Source organism: Alteromonas sp. ABH4_453, from assembly GCF_056160665.1.
The window spans coordinates 150,382-166,478 of record NZ_JBSWXP010000004.1 but is presented as its reverse complement, the minus strand read 5'-3'; the positions used below and the strand labels follow the sequence as shown (position 1 = coordinate 166,478).

The following is a 16,097-nucleotide window of genomic DNA, read 5'->3' as shown; positions in this document are numbered from 1 at the left end:
AAATGGAAATAGGCGCACACTCAGAAGGCGCATAGACATGAAGGAAGTAACATAAGCTACTCCCTATTCTCTCCGTTTTTTCACAGCTTAGTAGAAAAACGGTAGCCAGCGCCACGTACGGTCTGGATCATAGCATCATGGCCATGGCGAGATATAGCCTTGCGTAAGCGTCGAATATGTACGTCTACCGTTCTGTCTTCAACATAAACGTTTGTTCCCCACACATTATCCAGCAGTAGCTCTCGGCTGTAGACACGTTCTGGGTGCGTCATAAAAAAGTGCAACAACTTAAATTCGGTTGGCCCCATGTCTAACGGCTCTTCATTGGCCATAACACGATGCGATACAGGCTCAAGTTTAAGTCCGTTAAACTCAATCGGCTCTTCGTTTGATGTGGGCGTGACCCTACGCATCACTGCTTTGATTCTTGCCACAAGCTCTTTCGGCGAAAATGGTTTGGTAACGTAGTCGTCCGCACCTGCATCCAGCCCCCGAATTTTATCTTCTTCTTCGCCTCGCGCCGTAAGCATGATAACGGGAATGTCACGAGTAAACTCGTGCTGCTTTAAACTTTTTGCCAGCTGCACACCGCTTCCTCCCGGCAACATCCAATCTAACAAGATTAAATCTGGGTAAGGCTCGCAAATTTTTTCCTGTGCGATGTCAAAATCTTCAGCTTCAATTATGTTAAAACCAGACTGCTCAAGTACAAACTTAAGCATTTCACGGATAGGCGCTTCGTCCTCAACCACCAACACTGTACGAGACATCGTAATATTCCTGCTCATTTTTAAACGCCGTTATTATTAATGTGGTCTGTGACAGTTTTATTAAAACGATTACATTAATGTGTCAAGTTTAATACGTTTATAAAACATGCTATGCACAAAGTTTAAGCATAGAATCTTGTTTATTCATACGATTGCGCATATTCTTGGTTTGTCTTAAATTTCAACGCGTATGTAATTTATAACGACTATCTCGCCATGGTGTGGGTATCATCAAAAGTCTGAAGTAACAGGGGTGTGTTTTTCTATGGCTGCGGTCAAGACAGGGTTATCAAGGAAGCTCTTAGCCAGGGTATTGTCGGTGTACTTTGCGCTCACGTTTCTTGTGACAATAGGACAAATCTTTACTGAATATCTCAGCACAAAAAATCACGTTGAAGGCGAGCTGCAAACCCTGAAAAACACCTTTTCTTCAAGCCTGACACGCGCCTTGTGGGAGTTAAATAATGATCAGGTTCGCGCTATTGCTGAAGGATTAATGTCACTGCCTATCGTTGAAGGGCTTCAAGTACGCGGTGAGAATGGCAACTATATTGCAGAGTATGGCATTCGTGCGCAACGCTCACCCGCGCCTGTTGATCAAGAACTCATAGAAGATCACTCCGGCGGCGTTTTTAGCTATAGCTTTCCATTGGTGTTTAAATTCTCTGGGCGTGAATCTACCGTTGGCGATGTCACCCTGTATTCGAGCTTCGACACTATTTTTAGTCGTATTGAAGTGGGCGTGTTTTTTCTCATCGGTAATGCATTAGTAAAAACCACTTTTCTTGTCTTCTTATTTATGACCGCATTTCGCACCATGCTTTCTGAACCGCTGCAAACCATTACTGAGCAAATGGGTAACTTTGACCCGCAGCATCCAGAGGAGAGTAAACTCAGCATAAAACTCGATGATGACAACGAGTTATTACAGCTTAAGGAATCTTACAACCACGTTATTGATGACCTTATTATTTCAAACAATAAGCTGAAAGACGCGCAGAATGAACTTACTCTCGCCAACAAGAAGCTAGACGACCAAAACCTAATATTAGAACAAGAAGTAGCAAAGAAGACCGCATCTTTGTCTCAAATCATGCTCGACTTAGAGCAGCAAAAAGATGAACTTATTACCCATCAACGAGAGCTTCGCCAGGAAAACGAAAACCGCCAGTACATAGAAGCTGAACTTCGCAAACGCAACCAAGAACTCGCCAGTTCAATGGATACGCTTCATCAGGCACAAGAACAATTAGTTGAATCAGAGCGCATGGCCTCACTAGGCGGCCTTGTTGCGGGTATAGCGCATGACGTGAACACGCCCCTAGGGGTGAGCGTTACCGCTGCCAGTTTTCTTCAAGAGCGACTGAACAATTTAAAGACCGACTTTCAAGATAAAAGCCTTACCAGTAAGAATATGGCAAGCTTTATTGACGAGGCTGAGCAAACTGCACTCTTACTTTTGAGTAATTTAGAGCGGGCATCTGACCTTATTGCCAGCTTTAAACAAGTAGCCGTTGACCAAACAAGCGAAACCGAACGCGAGTTTGTTTTAGGTGATTACATTAACGAAATCATTCAGTCGCTAAGGCCAAGTTTCAAGCATACTGAACATCAAATTAACGTATCCTGCCCTGACAATTTAGTTGTGACCTGTGCACCTGGCGCCATCGCGCAGATTGTCACTAATATGGTCGTTAACTCAATCACACATGGATTTGAAGATAAGGCAGCCGGCACCATAACATTGGATGTGAAAGAAGCTGGCGACTACGTTGTGGTTCACTACAGCGACGACGGTAGGGGCTTAGGTGAAGAAGAACTAGGCAAATTGTTTGATGCGTTCTTTACCACCAAACGTGCGGAAGGTGGCAGTGGTCTAGGCACACATATTATGTATAACTTGGTTACCCAGTCACTTCAAGGCCATATCGAAGCTGACAGCACACCCGGTAACGGCTTACAGTACATCATCCGGTTTCCTAAGAAAACGCACGCTTAAACCTTCTTTTTATTTTCAATCTGTAAAGCGTGCAGTAGGCGCGCTTTTTAGGGCCAGTTATTCAATTGCATCGCAAGTATTACGTTGGTACGCTTGCGCCCTATTTTTATCAAGAGAATGCTTACACTATGTGGTTTAAGAATGTAAAAGCCTATCAAATAACTCAACCGTTATCGCTAGACGAGGGCGACTTAGAACGTGCCCTTAACGAACACGCTTTTCGCCCATGCGGCAGCCAGGATTTAGCAACTATGGGGTTCGCCTCTCCGTTTTCTCAGGCGGGTAAGCAAGGCACTATGTTCCACGTTGTTCAACAGCGTTTTTGGATAACCCTAAAAAAACAAGAAAAGATCTTACCCGGTGCAGTGGTAAATGCCGAGCTTGATGAAATGGTGGCTAAGATTGAAATGGAAACGGGCTCACCCGTTGGCAAAAAAGCCAAGGCAGATCTTAAACAAGAAATTCAAACACGTCTGTTACCTCAGGCATTTACAAAAAACACTTACACCCACGGTTTTATCTCGCTTGCTGACAACTTAGTCGTAGTTGACGCATCATCTGATGGCAAAGCAGAAGCCTTTTTGGCCATGGTAAGAAAAGCCATTGGTTCACTGCCCGTTGTGCCCTTTACGCGCAGAAGCCTTCAAAGCGAACTTACGCACTGGGTTACTGAGTCAACACCAGAAGGTGTAGGGCTACTTGAAGAAGCTGAACTTAAATCTACCGATGACACGGGCAGCGTTATTCGTTGTAAGAACCAGCCGCTAGACAGTGAAGAAATCAGTATTCACCTTGATGCCGGTAAGCTGGTTCAAAAGGTCGCATTCGAATACGCAGAGACGTTAACGGCTATTATGTGTGAAGATGGCGCCATTAAACGTGTAAAGTTCACCGACCGCATTAAAGAAGAAACTGACGATGTGCCAAAAGATCAGGTTGAAGCGCGCCTTGATGCAGAGTTTGCGCTCATGTCAGCAGAAATTTGTACCCTGTTAAACTTCCTTCGTGGCGCGCTTAATCTTAACGACGATAGTTTGTAAGCGAACTTCTCGCCAATAAAAAATCAGATGAGAGGGATAGCCTAGCGCTATCGAAAAGCCTAATTACCTTAAGGTAGTTAGGCTTTTTATTAGGGCCTGTTAATTAACTTGCTTGTTTGAACTGGCAACCGTCATGTAGCGCAAATACCTCTTAACTTTTCCTAGCCTTTTTCCTAGCGCTTACAAGAAAGTTACCCATCCGCTTTAAGTGGGATAGTGAATAACCACAATAAACCGCGTTTCTCCTACTTCGTCTCGATAACCGTGGGGCTGGTCTGCACGTAATAGACATTGCTCTTGCGCTTGATAGGTTTGCCATTGACCATCTTGCAAAACCCCTAACGTTCCTTGTAGTACGTGAATATGTTCGGTGACGCCTATTTGATGCGCCGAAGAGTGCTGCTCATGAAAGTCAGTTAAGCATAGTTCAAACATTTCAAACTGAGTGGCTGAGTTAAACGGAAATAGCGTTTTTATGGTTACATTTGGATCGTTAGCGAACTTGTTATCAACATGTTGGGACGTAGGTGCGGTTTCATCACCTGACAAGAAAGAAGAAAAAGAACACGCAAGGCCGGTTGCTATCTTCCACAAGGTAGCGATTGTGGGGCTAGACTCGCCTCGTTCTATTTGCCCCAACATGGCTTTAGATACCCCCGTCAACTGCGCTGTTTTATCAAGGGAAAGCCCCCTAGCTTTGCGAACAGACTGCAGGTGCTGTGCAATACTTCTTGAAATAGCAGAAGGCTGCGCGTTCGCTTTTATCATGTAATGAAGGCCTTTTATTTTTTCGCTGACGTTAATTAACCACTTGTGCGTTATAACGCACAAGTGTTAAGTTACCTATTGTACGTTATAGCGCACAAAAAGGTAGAGTAGCACAACCGATAGACACCAGAAGCGTGTTTTTATCGCTCAGTCGATTCCAAATTGAAATTCCATCACGAGGGTTTTCATGAGTAAATGGAAGTTAAGTCATATCAGCGCAGGGCTAACCGCGGTTACAGTAGGTTACAGTAGTTCTGTTGTCATTATCATTGATGTAGCGCGTAAAGCCGGCGCCAGCGACGACATGGTAGTGAGTTGGTTGTTGGCGCTTGGGCTCGGAATGGGCATTACCTGCATTCTGTTTTCGTGGCTATCCAAACTGCCCGTTGTTACCGCATGGTCTACCCCTGGCGCGGCCTTTTTGTTAACCAGTATCGGTGACTACCGTTTAAGTGAAGCTATTGGTGCATTTATACTATGTGCCTTGCTTTCTCTTGCAACTGCGCAAAGCCGTAGCCTGCTTAAACAAATAAGCCGAATTCCTCCTGCAATCTCATCGGCGCTTTTGGCCGGCATTCTCTTACCTATATGCCTTGCGATATTCAGTGATGTTAATGACGCGTCGTACTTAGTAGCGTTATTTATCGCAGCATATCTAATAGGAAGCCGACTATTTCCTCGCTATTTGATGCTGTTACTACTAGTTATGTCAGTAGGCATTAGTTTGTTTATGGGTAGTACTAGCGGTGTTGTTGCTCTACCAAGTACCTCATCAGGGCTGTCATCAATATTTACCCTGCCCGAGCCTATTTGGGTAACGCCCACTTTCTCTCTCAGTGCTGCAGTTGGATTAGCATTTCCCCTTTTTCTTATCACCACGCTTTCTCAAAACTTGCCTGGTATAGCTATTCATCACGCCCACGGCTACACGCCCGACCATAAACCAATTTTGTCAGGCATTGCCATTGTTCAAGCTTTATTAGCACCTTTCGGTGGTTTTACCTTTAACTTAGCAGCGATAACGGCAGCACTATGCATGGGCGAACAAGCGGATCGTGAAAAGTCGCAGCGCTATAAAGCGGCCATAGCAGCGGGGGTGGCATATTTGTTCATGGGGCTATTAGCGTCTGTGGTCGTTACACTCTTTGCCAGTATGCCAAGTATCATTATTCATCTGCTTGCTGGACTAGCCCTCTTGGCTACGCTACAAGGAGCGGTGGTTCGCGCCATGGAAGTAGAGCATCACAGGGCTCCCGCTTTGCTTACCATGCTGTGTACGGCGTCTGGATTTAGTTTATATTCCATGACCTCAGCAGTGTGGGGATTGGGATTAGGTTTATTGTTGCTGTATGTTCAAAAGAAGCCTAATAATGCCTAGACCTGCTTGTTTAGCGCTGTAACCCATAGCGAAATTTACCTAACAAAAAGGCCGATACTTTTGAAAATCTTCTTCTGTATCGGCCTAATAGTAGTATCAAGCTTCTTATAACTTTAGCGCTTATAAGAATATTTGTTTCGCGACGCTTGCTAGTTCTTCAAACTCATCAGAGTGAAGCTCTCCCATATCTTCAACCACACCGCGCTGCATCGCTAAGTTTAATATAGCGTCTTTTTGACTGCCTGCAGCACCAGAGACTGCCGCGCCCACACGTACAAAATCAATATAACCTAGTTCATCGGGCATGTAGCTTAAATCTTTCCAGTTTTTAGCCACGTTGACAAAGCTATCCCCAAAACCCCATTCACGCATTATACTTGCGCCAATTCGGCCGGCCAATTTATCAATGGCCACTTCAAGGAATGAAGGGTTAGCAAATACGTCAGGATGACGCTCAGCCTCAGTCAAAATAGGCAACACACCAATGTTATGAACCAATGCTGCTAACGTCATGGTGTCCATGCTCATTTCACGCTTTTTAGTTCGCGCGATATACATTTGAAGCACAGCCATTGCGTTTGCAACAATATTTACTGTGTTTGCCCACTCTTGCTGAAGATAGCGCGCAACAACATCATTTTTAGAAACGAACAACTGCTCCATGGCCAATGCTGTTGAGATATTTTTAATTTGACGCAAGCCTATTCGTGTAACAGCCTGGCTAATAGAGGTTACTTTCACACTTCGGCCCATGTAAGCGCTATTAGCGATTTTGATCATTCTCGCGCTTAGTGAGGGATCTTGACCAATCACGTCACCCATCGCATTTAAGTTAATGTCGGGATCGTCTGCCGCTTTACGGACTTTCAATGCAATTGCCGGAAGTGTAGGAAGGACCAGTGTGTCATTATTTATTTTTTCAACCAAGATGGTTGAAAGCGCGTTCTGTGTAGACATATTTCTACCCTTAGAAAGTTCCAAATAGCCTTGATAAGGCGATAGTTTGCGTTACCCGTTGTTCATCTAGGCATCAATAATTCTGACGCACTAAACAAACTGAATGTTCATGCGTTGCATTCCCTGCGTTTACTCACATAGCCTCTATGTTTCACGCTAAAATACAAACCGTTTATTGTTTTATTATGGTATTTCTATCACCATACTATAGTAGCTCTTTGGTTTCGACCAACTAAAAAAGGCTGCTTCAGTACGAATAATAAATAACCGCAGAAGCACCGGAGCTCACTTAAAGTATAGACAACTAGTAGCAAACCACTATTGATATTGAGCAAATAATTTTCATACTTTTGTATAAAATCAAAAGCATAGCTATAGTGAACTACTTTATCACCGCACCAACTACTGTTTAATGACAGTGTAACGACACGGTAAACTTCATTATGAAAAAAACGATTTCAACATACTCTCCTATTGCTGCTGCTATAGCAGGGTTGTTCTTGCTGACAGCGTGCAGCAAAAGCGCCGATACAACACAAACTCAAACGGCAAAGCCTGACACCACTACAGAGCAAACACTACTTATTGACGAGTCTCGCTTGTCAATTTATCACGCCGTAGACCTTACCAGCGATTTGTCACACCTGAGTGACAACCAACATAAGATGCTTTCGCTATTAATAGATGCTTCGAAAATAATGGACGACCTGTTTTGGAAACAGGCGTTTTTCGAAGATAAAGATGCCTTTCTTTCCTCAATAAGTGACGAAAGGATCCGTCATTTTGCAGCGATAAACTACGGCCCTTGGGATCGCTTAAATGGCGACACACCATTTATCAGCGGCTATGAAGATAAAGCCCTAGGTGCTGAGTTTTATCCTCACGACATGGAAAAGGAAGAATTTGCTACGGCTGAGTTTGCCGACAAGCAAGGCTTGTATTCTATAGTGAAGCGCGATGAAGCAGGTAACCTTTATTCAGTGCCTTACTCTGAAGCCTTTAAGAGTGAGTTAATGAAAGCATCTGACCTACTAAAAAAAGCGTCAGAGCTAGCTGAAGATGAAAGCTTCAAGCAATACCTTCAACTGCGTTCTGAGGCATTGCTGTCAAACGATTATCTTGCCTCTGATATGGCGTGGATGGATATGAAGACCAACCCTGTAGAGCTGGTGATTGGACCTATCGAAAGCTACGAAGACCAACTCTTTGGCTATCGCGCAGCATTTGAAGCCTACGTGCTTATTAAAGATTTAGCGTGGAGTGAAAAGCTAGCTAAGTACGCTGCCTTTTTGCCTGAATTACAGCAAGGTCTTCCGGTTGCTGAGGCATATAAAGCGGAAATGCCAGGTTCTGATGCAGACCTTAACGCTTATGATGTTATTTATTATGCTGGTCACTCTAATGCAGGCAGTAAGACCATTGCGATTAACTTGCCCAATGATGAGCGAGTACAGCTAGAAAAAGGTACCCGCCGCCTTCAGCTTAAAAACGCGATGCGTGCAAAGTTCGATACTATTTTGGTGCCTATTGCGGATACGTTAATTGTACCAGAGCAACGTGAACACATAACCTTCGACGCCTTTTTTGCGAACACCATGTTTCACGAAGTGGCGCACGGTTTAGGGATTAAGAACACCCTAGATGGTTCAGGGACTGTGCGCGGAGCACTTCAAGAGCATGCCTCTGCTCTTGAAGAAGGCAAAGCGGATATTCTAGGTTTGTACATGGTACAAAGTCTTCTTGAAAAAGGTGAAATCACTGAAGGTACTTTAGAAGATTATTACGTTACCTTTATGGCTGGCATTTTCCGTTCAGTGCGTTTCGGGGCAAGCTCTGCTCATGGCAAAGCGAACATGATTCGTTTTAACTTCTTTGCACAGCAAGGTGCGTTTGAGAAAACAGAAGACGGCATGTATAGAGTGAATATGGAGAAGATGGGCGCTGCAGTAGAGGCACTATCAGAATTAATTCTCACACTTCAAGGTGACGGCGATTACGACGGTGTGGCGAAGCTAGTAGAAACTATGGGGGTAATTAAACCCGATCTGGCTTCGGATTTAGCGCGTCTAGAGGCTGCGAGCATCCCGGTTGATATCCACTTTAACCAAGGTAAGAAAGTGTTGGGGCTTACTGAGTAAGCCATTCGGTTTCACTTTTTAATCTCATTTAGCTCATTTATCTGGAGCGTAAATAAAAATGCCGCCTTTTTAGCAAATGGCGGCATTTTTTATCTTTAAGCGAAGACGTTACTCTACGTGTTGCTTCATATTCTCAGTATATGGCGGCCAACCTAGCGGTTTACCCGCTAATACATGGAGGTGTATGTGATATACGGTTTGGCCACCGTATTCATTACAGTTCATTACCGTACGAAAACCTTGGTCAGCAAAGCCTTGCTCCTTGGCAATTTTTGCTGCCACAAATGATAAGTGCCCCACTACTTCACGATCTTCTTCTGCAATATCATTTACCGTGGCAATTTGCTTTTTTGGAATAACCAGAAAATGAGTCGGAGCCTGCGGGTTTATATCTTTAAACGCCAGCGCCAGTTCATCTTCGTACAAAATCTCTGCTGGAATTTCCTTGCTGATAATTTTATCGAAAATTGTTTCTGCCATGTCTCACATTCCTTTTTATTAAGATATTTATTTATTGCGTTAACGATTAATGATGGCTCTTTCGCCAACACAATAACAAAATCTACATTACGGTGTTTTTAGTCGTCTCAAAAGCCTTGTTTCATGCGAAAACAAACCAAAGAAGTATTACGCCTAACGCTAAGCGATAGATAACGAAAGGCAGCATGCCTATGCGGGATATCCAGCTTAGGAATAAGTAAATACAAAGGTAGGCGCTTACGAATGAAAATGCTGCGCCATATAGCAATGCATACCAGTCGACTGCTTCATTTGCTTTAAGTAAATCTAAGGTGGCTAACAACCCCGCCCCTAGAATGACAGGTATAGACAACAGAAAGGAAAAGCGCGCACAGGCTTCGCGCTTGAGTCCTAGCATCAAGCCAGCAGTCATCGTTATCCCCGAACGAGATGTCCCCGGAATTAACGCTAGCACCTGGGCTAAGCCGATATAAATGGCTTGTTTTAGCGTCAACCCTTCAAGCTCTTGTTCCCGCTTAGCTGTCGAATCGGCATACCATAAAAGCAAACCAAAAATAATAGTGGTACCCGCTATTACCAACGCCGTACGTGCGTTTTCCTCTATCCAGCCTTTCATTAAAAAGCCAATGATCACCGCAGGAATAGTCGCCACAATCACGTACCATGCAAGCTTGCTGTCGGTAGATTGTTGCTTACTAAACCCTTGCGTTACCCATGCTACCGTCATCTGCCCTATTTCTTGACGAAAATAGATCATAACTGCAAGAAGACTTCCCACATGTACCGCTACGTCAAATGCCAAACCTTGGCTTACCCAGCCGAAAAGCTCAGCGGGTAGCAGCAAGTGCCCAGAACTACTGATTGGAAGAAATTCAGTAACGCCCTGAATAATTGCTAAAATAATGATTTCGAAAAGTGTCATTCCTTTGCTTAACTCCAAGTAAAGTCAATTGGCCATAATTGCTGTTTCTGTTTATCAAAGTTTTGCCACATTTGGGCATAGGTTTCTTGCGTTTCAGGGTGAATGTCGTCGGGAACAAGTTCAGCTAACGGCCAAAGCACAAACGCGTTGTAACAAATCTCTTCGCGAGGCAAAACCACAGGGGATGTGGTTACCTTACTATCATAGGTAAGCAAATCGAGATCAAGGGTTCTAGCGCAGAATTTTTTGTCGGTATGCACTCTTCCATTGTCTTTCTCAATTGCTTTGAGAATGGCACACACCTCTTCAATACTTTTTGACGTTGTAGCTCGGGCCGCAGCGTTATAAAAAGGGCTGCCGTTGAAGCCTACAGCTTCGCTTTCATAAACGGAAGACACTGAAACATCAGAAAAGTGTTGTTTTAGGGCAACCAAAGACTGCCTAGTGTAATGCTCGCGCTCAATGTTGGAACCAATGCTAATTAAAATGGTATGTTCAGGCATTAGTTGCGCTCTTTTCGCATTTCAACGGCGACGGTTTGCGCATTAGGAAGAATATTAGGTTTAACGATTTTAAGCGTTATTGCTGAAACCGAGAAGTGAGCAAGTACGGTGTCCATAACCTTGCTGCCGAACGCCTCAAGCAGTTCAAACGTACTTTCTTTACCTACTTCCACGATGCACTCGGCTACTTTGGCATAATCTACTGTATCTGCAACATCATCACTTTGCATCGCCGCGCTTAAGTCAACATCAAGTGTTACATCAAGAAGTAGCTGGGTGGTTCTTACTCGCTCCCAATCATAAACACCAATCAGGGTGTCTACTTCAAGCCCTGTTATATAAATTTTTCCCATGGAATTTTTTCATCTTGTCTGTTATCAAACCAGTTTATTGCCCTACTTTCCGGCTTCAATACTGGTCTTACTACTGCGCTTTCAACCACATATTGCTGGTAAACGGTGGTATATCGCGTTTGGATGGAGTAGCTTTACGCTTGTGTGGCACAACTATACCGCTGTATGACAACTGGGGGCAACCAAGGTTTTGTAATTTAATAGAGTACAAGCCTTTTAACTCCTGCAAGAGAAGTGAATCCTGACAGAGGGTAGCGCTTCTAAAACGCTTTTGATAATTAGATTAAAAAAATGATTTCGCTAACGCTTTTAATGATTGCTGTTGCCTACCTTTTCGGCTCACTTTCAAGTGCTGTGGTAATAAGCCAGCTTTTTGGTTTACCCGACCCACGAACCGCCGGCTCTAAAAATCCAGGAGCAACTAATGTGTACCGTTTGGGTGGTCGTATTCCTGCGCTACTTGTGCTTGTTATGGATATTTTGAAAGGCACTATCCCCGTGTACGGCAGCTACTTTTTGGGTATTGAGCCAATAATGCTTGGCATAATTGCTATCTTTGCCTGTTTAGGCCATATATTTCCGCTTTATTTTGGTTTCAAAGGCGGTAAGGCGGTCGCCACTGCATTCGGCGCCATGCTTCCCATTGGCCTCGATTTAGCAGGTTTGCTAATTTTGAGTTGGGTAGTAATTGTGTTTCTTACGGGCTATTCATCATTAGGTGCGCTTATCGCGGTATCTCTCGCGCCGCTTTTCACGTTTTTGATTAAGCCCCTGTATACCATTCCTGTAGCCATGCTTTCGCTGCTTATCATTTTACGCCACAAGGACAACATTGCCCGCCTTATAGCTGGCAATGAAAGTAAAGTATGGGATAAAGGCAAAGTTAAAGAGTAAGTGCCTGTTGCAGTACGTTGAGCTTACCGTCTATAGGCGTAACAGGCGAAATACCCAATATTTTAGCCAGCGCTGGATAAACTTCTAGGTTGCTAAACACAGGTAAAGTAGTATTTGCTTTAAACGCAGGCCCCACAGCAACAAAGGTCGCCCCCATATCAGGTAATGTATTTAAGTAGCCATGCCCACCTTTGCTAACATGCGTACTATTGGCGTTTTTGAAACGGGCTGGTGGCGCAATTTCGATAATAATATCACCAGTTCTATTCCCTATTTCCATGTGACGTTTAGCGCGCTGGGTATCATTAAGTACAATGTAGCGGTTTTCAGCTACTTGTGTAAGACGGTCTTTCTCGTCGGTTATTTGTTTATCTGAGATGCCTTCTTTGGCATACAGATGAACTTGAGCCCCTTCATTTTCAATAATGAAGCGATCAGATATAGATAAGGACTCTACTTCTATAAGCTGTCTTTCATCAATGGGTGTCATGCCATGGTCTGACACCACCACCAAATTTACCGGCAAATCTAATGCATTAATACGCTTATAAAGTTGGCCGATAAGCGCATCCACTTTTTGCACCGCATCATTGGTTTTATCGGCATAAGGTCCTTCATCGTGTCCTACCGAATCGGTAAGCGAGAAATAACCCGCAATAAAGCGAGGGCGCGATACCTCAGGTAGTTTTAGCCAATTTATTATTTGGTCGACGCGCTGCTGGTAGTCAGCATATTTTGAATAGTGATAGTAGTAGCTCGGTAAGCTACCTGATATGCGTGCGTCAGACTCTGGCCAGAAAAAGGTCGCGGCCTTCATTCCGTGGTATTCCACTAAGTTCCATAGCGGTGTTGCCGTTATCCATGTGCTGTCCATGCCACCATAGCCGAGCTTATATTGTGCATAGCCTTCTTTGGTAGGTCGAGACTTATCAAAAAAGCGATTGTTCACGATACCGTGGTGTTTCGGTAATAACCCAGTGATGAGTGAAATATGATTTGGAAAGGTATTCGACGGATAAACAGGGGTCATAGACGAGGCTCTTACCCCTTTCTTTGCAATAGCAGCAAGGTGTTGCGCGCTGTGTAATTCGATATAGTCGTGGCGAAATCCATCAAGAGAAATGAGCACGACATACTGATCTTGCTGCTCTTGCTTCGGGCCTTTTACAGAATCATTCAAGGGGGCTTTGCTTGATGCAAATGCATTGGACGCGGTGAGCGCTGCAAAGGTAAGCGAAATAAATAACGACAACGCTAAATAGAATAGCGGTGCATTCTGTTTTGTTCCGTCTGTTGCTAAGCGCATGGTTTTTAACGTCCTTACTCAAGGTTCATTTTAATAAAACAAAAGGCAATGGAATGCGCTCCCATTGCCTTTTATTTATACTTTTTTGTTTTGCCTGCTTGCTATGCACAATATTTCCCCAGTGAACTTAGGGAAGACAGAATAGCGTTTGCAACGAGGTGTGGCACCTAATTGCCTGCTTTCTATGAATGTCTAAATAGCCGATAAAGTATCAAGAGGCCAGCGCGGCTTGGCTTGAGAAGACAAGGCCAAGGTTTCCCCAGCTTTTAAACGCTGCATGCCTGCATAAGCAATCATGGCACCATTGTCTGTACAATACGCTAAGCTAGGATAAAACACCTCACCTTTTAGCTCTTGCATCAGGGCTTTCATCTCACTGCGCAACATTGTATTTGCACTTACGCCGCCAGCAATAACCAAACGCTTCATCCCAGTCTGTTTTAATGCTCGCTTACATTTTATAATAAGCGTATCAACGACGGCTTCTTGGAATGCGTAGGCAATATTCGCTTTAATTTGCTCAGCATCATCACCGGTTAGTTCAGCATCGCGAATGGTGTTTGCAGCAAAGGTCTTTAAACCACTGAAACTGAAATCTAGTCCTGGTCTGTCGGTCATCGGGCGAGGAAACTTATAGTGTCCCGCTTCTCCCTTTTCAGCCAGTTTTGCTAAAAGAGGGCCGCCAGGATAATCAAGACCAAGTAACTTGGCGGTTTTATCAAAGGCTTCACCAGCGGCATCATCGATAGACTCGCCAAGTACTTCATACTGACCAATGCCTTCTACTTTAACCAACATCGAGTGACCGCCCGACACCAATAGTGCAACAAAAGGAAATTCTGGCGCATCGTCTTCAAGCATAGGCGCTAACAAATGTCCTTCCATATGATGAACGCCCACCGCAGGTACATTCCACGCATAGGCCAATGAACGCCCTACTGACGAACCCACTAATAACGCTCCCACTAAACCTGGGCCTTGGGTAAAAGCAACGCCGTCGATATCTGCTGGTTGAGTGTTCGCATCTTCCATGGCTTTTTCAATTAAAGGAATGATCTTTCTCACGTGATCCCGTGAGGCAAGCTCGGGCACCACACCGCCATAATCAGCGTGCAGCTTTACTTGGCTGTATAGTTCGTGTGACAACAAGCCTTTTTCATCGTCATAAACGGCGATGCCAGTTTCGTCACAAGATGTTTCTATTCCTAAAATACGCATGGGGAGCAACCCTTTTACTACTAACTTCAATGCTTAGTTTCTGGTTTTACTGTCGTCTATTTATTACAACCGTTGTTCACACAGTTGCTGAGAACCATAATGACTAAACAAATGCCAAAAACTGAGAAAATAATTCTGGTGATCTGTCGCGATCATCTTTATGATCCCGCCGCGATCATAACACTACCCTAGTCAGGATCATCAAATTTCACATTTTTGATCACATTCGTTTTTCAAAAAGGATTTGAGCAATAAAACATTCTGAAAAGGGCGCTAATACGAGCCGAGTTAAACAACACGGTACTTAACGAGCGCAGAGTTTACCTTTAATCCTGCATTCATGGAATGCCAGTGAACAGGTAAATGAACGGTAAATGCACAATATTGGCTATTTTTTGGCAATTCATCCTTTACTTTCTCTGTAGATATGATTAGAATTTCGCACCATTTTTAACCCGGGTGGCCTTTTTAGCGCACAATTTTACCCGGATTTACACAGTAAAAGTTTTGAGGTGAGTGTTTAATGCCTATCGTTAAAGTTAGAGAAAACGAGCCGTTTGATGTGGCGCTGCGTCGTTTTAAGCGTTCTTGTGAAAAAGCAGGTGTTCTTTCTGAAGTTCGTCGTCGTGAATTCTTCGAAAAGCCAACTTGGGAACGCAAGCGCAAGAAAGCTGCCGCTAAGAAGCGTCATCTTAAGAAGCTAGCTCGTGAAAACGCACGTCGCGTAAAACTCTACTAATATAGGGTTAAGTAACGAGTCTGAAAGGTGTTGCAATTGCAGCACCTTTCGCGTTTCTGGGCCTCTATTTTTCGGCCTTATCCTTAACGACTCCATTTTTTCCTTTTCAAATGGTTGCATTTGATTTTCAACCTGGGGCTTAATAAGCTCAATCTACTAATAAAAAATCAGGAAGCATCATGGCACTAATTGATGATTTAAAAGCAGCGCAAAAAGATGCGATGCGCGCAAAAGAAAAAGTACGTCTTGGTACTATTCGCATGGCAATGGCTGCCATTAAGCAAAAAGAAATTGATGAACAAATTACGCTAGACGACAGTGCAATCTTAGCGGTACTAACCAAAATGGTTAAACAGCGTCAAGACGCGGCAGCTCAATACGACGCCGCCAATCGCGAAGACCTAGCGAGCAAAGAGCGTGAAGAAATCACTTATATTGAAGATTTCTTGCCACAGCCTTTGACTGACGATGAACTCAATGCCCTTATCGACGAAACCATGGCTGCGACTGGCGCGTCAGGTATGCAAGATATGGGTAAAGTCATGGGCGCATTGAAGCCTAAAGTTCAAGGCCGCACCGACATGGGTGCTTTGAGTGCAAAAATTAAGTCGCGTTTGAACGCTTAGGTACTG

At 44.0% G+C, this 16,097-nt stretch carries 16 protein-coding genes; 7 read left to right on the top strand and 9 right to left on the bottom strand.

From position 1 onward, the window contains the following. Positions 1 to 80: 80 nt before the first annotated feature. Entirely contained in the window at positions 81 to 770 is a 690-nt protein-coding gene (gene phoB / locus ACXAGV_RS09480; RefSeq protein WP_118490259.1) for a phosphate regulon transcriptional regulator PhoB, read from the bottom strand. A 265-nt stretch (positions 771 to 1,035) separates the two neighbouring features. On the opposite strand from phoB, the gene ACXAGV_RS09475 reads away from it, so the two are divergent. After that, entirely contained in the window at positions 1,036 to 2,769 is a 1,734-nt protein-coding gene (locus ACXAGV_RS09475; RefSeq protein WP_474873041.1) for a sensor histidine kinase, read from the top strand. A 128-nt stretch (positions 2,770 to 2,897) separates the two neighbouring features. Continuing rightward, the gene (gene rdgC / locus ACXAGV_RS09470; protein WP_014948279.1) at positions 2,898 to 3,809 is read left to right on the top strand and encodes a recombination-associated protein RdgC; all 912 of its coding nucleotides are present in this window, start codon (positions 2,898 to 2,900) and stop codon (positions 3,807 to 3,809) included. Between the two features lie 204 nt (positions 3,810 to 4,013). Here the strand turns inward: rdgC and ACXAGV_RS09465 are convergent, their stop codons facing one another. After that, positions 4,014 to 4,577, bottom strand: coding sequence for a helix-turn-helix domain-containing protein (locus tag ACXAGV_RS09465; protein WP_474873040.1), 564 nt, complete (start codon positions 4,575 to 4,577; stop codon positions 4,014 to 4,016). Positions 4,578 to 4,764: 187 nt separating this feature from the next. Here ACXAGV_RS09465 and ACXAGV_RS09460 point away from each other — a divergent pair, with 187 nt between their 5' ends. Beyond that, positions 4,765 to 5,955 (top strand): benzoate/H(+) symporter BenE family transporter, encoded by a 1,191-nt coding sequence (locus ACXAGV_RS09460; RefSeq protein ID WP_474873039.1) that lies wholly within the window; start codon positions 4,765 to 4,767, stop codon positions 5,953 to 5,955. A 120-nt stretch (positions 5,956 to 6,075) separates the two neighbouring features. Here the strand turns inward: ACXAGV_RS09460 and ACXAGV_RS09455 are convergent, their stop codons facing one another. After that, entirely contained in the window at positions 6,076 to 6,912 is an 837-nt protein-coding gene (locus ACXAGV_RS09455) for an HDOD domain-containing protein (RefSeq protein ID WP_474873038.1), read from the bottom strand. 443 nt (positions 6,913 to 7,355) lie between these two features. Between ACXAGV_RS09455 and ACXAGV_RS09450 the strand changes: the two genes are divergently transcribed. Beyond that, the gene (locus tag ACXAGV_RS09450; RefSeq protein ID WP_474873037.1) at positions 7,356 to 9,050 is read left to right on the top strand and encodes a dipeptidyl-peptidase 3 family protein; all 1,695 of its coding nucleotides are present in this window, start codon (positions 7,356 to 7,358) and stop codon (positions 9,048 to 9,050) included. Positions 9,051 to 9,158: 108 nt separating this feature from the next. On the opposite strand, the gene ACXAGV_RS09445 is transcribed toward ACXAGV_RS09450, so the two are convergent. The 4 genes from ACXAGV_RS09445 to folB all read right to left on the bottom strand — a co-directional run bounded on the left by ACXAGV_RS09445 (position 9,159) and on the right by folB (position 11,308). Beyond that, a complete protein-coding gene (locus tag ACXAGV_RS09445; RefSeq protein ID WP_474873036.1) occupies positions 9,159 to 9,530 on the bottom strand; it encodes a histidine triad nucleotide-binding protein in 372 nt (123 codons plus the stop codon). A 121-nt stretch (positions 9,531 to 9,651) separates the two neighbouring features. Further along, positions 9,652 to 10,452, bottom strand: coding sequence for an undecaprenyl-diphosphate phosphatase (locus tag ACXAGV_RS09440; protein ID WP_474873035.1), 801 nt, complete (start codon positions 10,450 to 10,452; stop codon positions 9,652 to 9,654). Between the two features lie 8 nt (positions 10,453 to 10,460). After that, positions 10,461 to 10,955 (bottom strand): 2-amino-4-hydroxy-6-hydroxymethyldihydropteridine diphosphokinase, encoded by a 495-nt coding sequence (gene folK, locus ACXAGV_RS09435; protein ID WP_334059082.1) that lies wholly within the window; start codon positions 10,953 to 10,955, stop codon positions 10,461 to 10,463. Beyond that, the gene (gene folB, locus ACXAGV_RS09430) at positions 10,955 to 11,308 is read right to left on the bottom strand and encodes a dihydroneopterin aldolase (RefSeq protein WP_474873034.1); all 354 of its coding nucleotides are present in this window, start codon (positions 11,306 to 11,308) and stop codon (positions 10,955 to 10,957) included. The genes folK and folB overlap by 1 nt, the downstream gene beginning before the upstream one ends. A 291-nt stretch (positions 11,309 to 11,599) precedes the next feature. Between folB and plsY the strand changes: the two genes are divergently transcribed. Continuing rightward, positions 11,600 to 12,202, top strand: a complete 603-nt coding sequence (gene plsY / locus ACXAGV_RS09425) for a glycerol-3-phosphate 1-O-acyltransferase PlsY (protein ID WP_474873033.1) — start codon at positions 11,600 to 11,602, stop codon at positions 12,200 to 12,202. Here the strand turns inward: plsY and ACXAGV_RS09420 are convergent. Together ACXAGV_RS09420 and tsaD are read right to left on the bottom strand one after the other, a co-directional pair. Then, positions 12,192 to 13,508, bottom strand: a complete 1,317-nt coding sequence (locus ACXAGV_RS09420) for an alkaline phosphatase family protein (protein ID WP_474873032.1) — start codon at positions 13,506 to 13,508, stop codon at positions 12,192 to 12,194. The two genes, plsY and ACXAGV_RS09420, sit on opposite strands and share 11 nt — an antisense overlap. Before the next feature lie 192 nt (positions 13,509 to 13,700). Then, entirely contained in the window at positions 13,701 to 14,726 is a 1,026-nt protein-coding gene (gene tsaD, locus ACXAGV_RS09415) for a tRNA (adenosine(37)-N6)-threonylcarbamoyltransferase complex transferase subunit TsaD (RefSeq protein ID WP_474873251.1), read from the bottom strand. 523 nt (positions 14,727 to 15,249) lie between these two features. Between tsaD and rpsU the strand changes: the two genes are divergently transcribed. Beyond that, positions 15,250 to 15,465: a 30S ribosomal protein S21 gene (gene rpsU / locus ACXAGV_RS09410; RefSeq protein ID WP_012517258.1), complete on the top strand. Its 216-nt coding sequence runs from the start codon at positions 15,250 to 15,252 to the stop codon at positions 15,463 to 15,465. Between the two features lie 179 nt (positions 15,466 to 15,644). Continuing rightward, positions 15,645 to 16,091, top strand: a complete 447-nt coding sequence (locus ACXAGV_RS09405; protein WP_474873031.1) for a GatB/YqeY domain-containing protein — start codon at positions 15,645 to 15,647, stop codon at positions 16,089 to 16,091. Positions 16,092 to 16,097 lie beyond the last annotated feature (6 nt).